Consider the following 3996-nt stretch of genomic DNA (forward strand, 5'->3'; position numbering starts at 1 on the left):
ATATATTTCAAGGCAACAGAAGGGCCACTTGATTTTTCCAAAGCCCACCAATTATCCCAATCGAATAAAATGGCTACTTTGGCATTAACGGTCGCGTCAAGTAGCCTGTTGCCTAATGCGCCAAGCTCACTGCCAAGCTGCGCCACCTCGCGAAATACACGTGTGTTCTCATGCCCGGCATGCTCAATGACGGCCCCGTGGAATTTCTCACAAGCGCCGATCGAGCGGCGAAGCTGGAAGAACATGACCGTGTCCGCGCCATGCGCGACTGCCTGATAACTCCATAACCGCATAACGCCGGGACGTTTAAGCGAATTATACGCCTGCCAGTTCTGCTGGCTCGGTGTTTGCTCCATCAGCATAAAGGGTTGCCCATCCTTCAATCCGCGCATCAGATCGTGCGCCATCGCCGTATAGCTTATCGGAGTATTGGCCCCGGGATAGCTGTCCCAAGATACAATATCCATGTACTTAGCCCATTTAAAATAGTCCAGTTGCTTAAAAAAGCCCATCAGATTGGTTGTTACCACGGCATCGGGAACATGTTTTTTAATCGCGTTATATTCCAATAGGTAGCAATCCAGCATACTGTCTGAATTGAAGCGCGCATAATCGAGGGATATGCCCTGAAAGCAGGAGTGATTTTCTCCCCAATGCTCGCTCAGATTATTTGGCGGTACAATTTCATCCCAATCATAGAAGGTGTGCCCCCAGAAGGAAGTATTCCACACCCGGTTTAGCTCTTCCAGTGATCCGTATTTTTGCTTGAGCCACACCCGGAATGCGGTCGCGCAGTTATCACAATAGCAATCCCCGCCGTACTCATTGGACACGTGCCACACGAGGATCGCGGGATGGTTTTTGTATCGTTCTGCAATTCGGTCAGCCATCTGCTCCGCGTATTTTCGATACGTTGGACTGTTCGGACAGGAGTTGTGGCGGCCACCGAATTTCCGCTTCCGTCCGTCAGCGTCCACCCGGAGAACGTCGGGGTAGCGGGTAGCCATCCAAGCAGGGTGCGCTGCCGTGCTAGTAGCTAGACAAACGAAGATATCGCTTTCATAAAGACTGTCAATCAATTGATCCAGCCATTCAAAATGATATGTGATTTCGTCGGACTGAATTTTAGCCCATGAGAATACGTTGACCGTGGCGATATCAATCCCTGCTTGCCTGAACATCCGTAAATCCTCCTGATGCGTGGCCTCATCCCATTGCTCAGGATTATAATCTCCACCGTAAAATACTTTAGGAAGTTTGCTGCTTATCATGCCAATCACCTCTGTATATAAGAATAATTCTATCTTATAATACAAATAACTGCTTTTAAATATAATAAAATGAACGTGTATATAACAATATGGATCTACATGAAGAATACATACCCGCATACGCCGGAGGTGCTTTTTATGATTTTAACTCCCCATCATTTAAGATTTTTCCTGACTACGCGTGAGCACTCTTTACCCCTTTTTATTGAAAGTATCGGATTTAACAGCAGGCAGGAGGATGTGTCCCGTCCAGAGGGTTATCCGTGCTTTCACTGGATTCAGACAGTGTCTGGTGAAGGGATGTTTACATTTAAAGGGGGGACCTTCCGTCTGGGAGAGCAGTCCGGGGTTCTGCTGTTGCCCGGGGAATCCCATGCATACAGGCGGGCGACCAAGGTATGGCGAACGTTATACATTACATTTGACGGCCCCATCGCCGCTGCTGTATTGACTGCACTGGGATTGAAGCATACACGCGGGTATCATTGGGACCCGGATAGCGAGCTGCACAGCTTTGGGGAAACTATGCTCCATTCCATGGTTAGTGAACGTGATTTGTCTGGATTAGATGCTTCGGCCAATATGTATCGTTTTCTGACTCTACTGCGTAAACATGGACAACATAGCTCGATGCCTTCCCTATCCCATAATGTGGAACGTTTAACCCCTGTACTGGCCTTTATGGAGCAAAATTATGCCAGTCCAGATGTGGGCCTAGGTGATATGGCAGTTATGATGAATGTCAGCTCCCGTCATTTAAATACATTATTTAAGCAAGCGTTTGGTGTGACTTCTTATGCTTATCTGATTGTAATTCGGCTGCGGAAGGCCAAGGAAATGATGACGGAATATCCGCAATTAACAGTAAAGGAGATTTCGGAGCGAGTAGGATTCCGAGATGCCAGTCATTTTGTGGCAACTTTCCGCCGAGCTGAAGGAATTACCCCGGAAAGGTTCAAATTACTGTATACATAAGGGTATTTTATCGAAATACTCTTTCTTACTCGGGAATGCTCTTTTTAGGGAGCATTCCTTATTGTTTTTTTCAGGATGAGGGAGTATAAAATAATAGTTCATTTGTTTCATCAAACTGATGTGCAGGTGACATAATAAACATAAGATCCATAGTTCTTTTGCAAAACCCTCATCCAAAGAAGGAGTCAACGAAATGCTGAGTAAAGTCAAAAGATTATTAATCGGTCGTCCGCGAAAGTCGACGGCCCTTGAAGATGAGAAACTGAATAAGCTCAAGGCACTGGCCATTCTGTCCTCAGATGCCTTGTCCTCTGTAGCTTACGGAACGGAGCAAATTCTGCTGGTTTTAATTACAGCAGGCTTCGCTGCCCTATGGTATTCCATTCCTATATCCATTGCGGTATTGGGTTTGCTGATCATTCTGATCCTGTCCTATAGACAGACCATATTTTCCTATCCTGGTGGTGGCGGAGCGTACATTGTTGCACAGGACAATTTGGGAAAGAGTCCGAGTCTGATTGCAGGTGGTTCTTTGCTGGTCGATTATATTCTGACGGTAGCAGTTAGCTCATCAGCAGGTACAGATGCCATTACATCTGCGTTCCCGTCGTTACATGATCATCGGATCGCCATTGCTCTGATTATGATTATCTTTTTGACTATTATGAACTTGCGCGGGGTGACAGAATCTGCCTCGGTGCTGGCTGTACCGATTTACTTATTTGTTGTTGCTATTTTTGTTTTGATTATTAGCGGTATCATTCATTACGTGGCAGGGGGAGCTCATGCTGCAGCACCGCAATTTGGAGCTACGGTATCCAACGTCAGCCTGTTCCTGCTACTGAAGGCGTTCAGCTCGGGTTGCTCGGCGTTAACTGGGGTAGAGGCTGTCTCGAATGCCATTCCGAACTTCCGCAAGCCAGCTGCCAAAAATGCAGCAACTACACTAATGATGATGGGTTTGATTCTCGGGTGTATGTTTATCGGAATTAGTTTGCTGGCTTATTGGTACGGTGTTCGTCCTAATCCGCATGAAACGGTCATTTCGCAAATTGCGAACGCCACTTTCGGGCGCGGTGTGATGTATTACATCATTCAGGGCGTAACGGCGCTCATCTTGTTTTTGGCGGCGAATACAGCCTATTCGGCCTTTCCATTGCTTGCTTTTATGCTCGCGAAGGACAAATACATGCCGCACATGTTCATGGTTCGTGGAGATCGGCTTGGATACTCTAATGGTATCCTGTTTCTGAGTATCTTCTCGGCATTGCTGGTTATCGTATTTGGCGGCAACACAGAAAATCTGATCCCGCTTTATGCCGTAGGGGTATTTATTCCGTTCACGCTCTCGCAACTTGGCATGATGATTCGCTGGATCAAGCTCAAACCGCCAGGCTGGATCGTCAAACTTGCTATTAATACGGTTGGGATGCTGACCACGCTGTCGATTACGCTCATCTTTATTTTCACCAAATTTAGCCAGGTGTGGGTAATCTTTATCTTTCTGCCTTTGGTTCTGTATTTCTTTATGAAGATCAACAGGCATTACAAAAATACGGCTGAACAACTGCGCATTGATATTACCAAGGATAAACCTATGGTGAAAGGCAATACGATTATTATTCCGGTGGCAGGTATTACGCGAGTCGTTATGAATACGATCAGCTATGCCAAAACCTTGTCGGATAATGTGGTTGCCGTATATGTGGGTGTGGATGATGAGGCGATTCAAAAAATGGAACAGAAGTGG

3 protein-coding genes are annotated in these 3996 nt (G+C 46.3%); 2 read left to right on the plus strand and 1 reads right to left on the minus strand.

Annotation, left to right across the window (positions count from 1 at the left end):
* On the minus strand, nucleotides 1–1271 hold a 1271-nt coding region (locus GRP75_RS20640; RefSeq protein WP_160790237.1), incomplete at its 3' end, for a beta-galactosidase.
* Nucleotides 1272–1409: 138 nt separating this feature from the next.
* Between GRP75_RS20640 and GRP75_RS20645 the strand changes: the two genes are divergently transcribed.
* Nucleotides 1410–2246 (plus strand): AraC family transcriptional regulator, encoded by an 837-nt coding sequence (locus tag GRP75_RS20645; protein ID WP_023988150.1) that lies wholly within the window; start codon nucleotides 1410–1412, stop codon nucleotides 2244–2246.
* A gap of 193 nt (nucleotides 2247–2439) precedes the next feature.
* Nucleotides 2440–3996 (plus strand): APC family permease (locus tag GRP75_RS20650; RefSeq protein ID WP_160790238.1); only part of this gene is annotated, 1557 nt, incomplete at its 3' end.

Origin of the sequence: Paenibacillus sp. OT2-17 (assembly GCF_009827695.1) — a bacterium.
GTDB classification, from domain to species: Bacteria; Bacillota; Bacilli; order Paenibacillales; family Paenibacillaceae; genus Paenibacillus; species Paenibacillus polymyxa_B.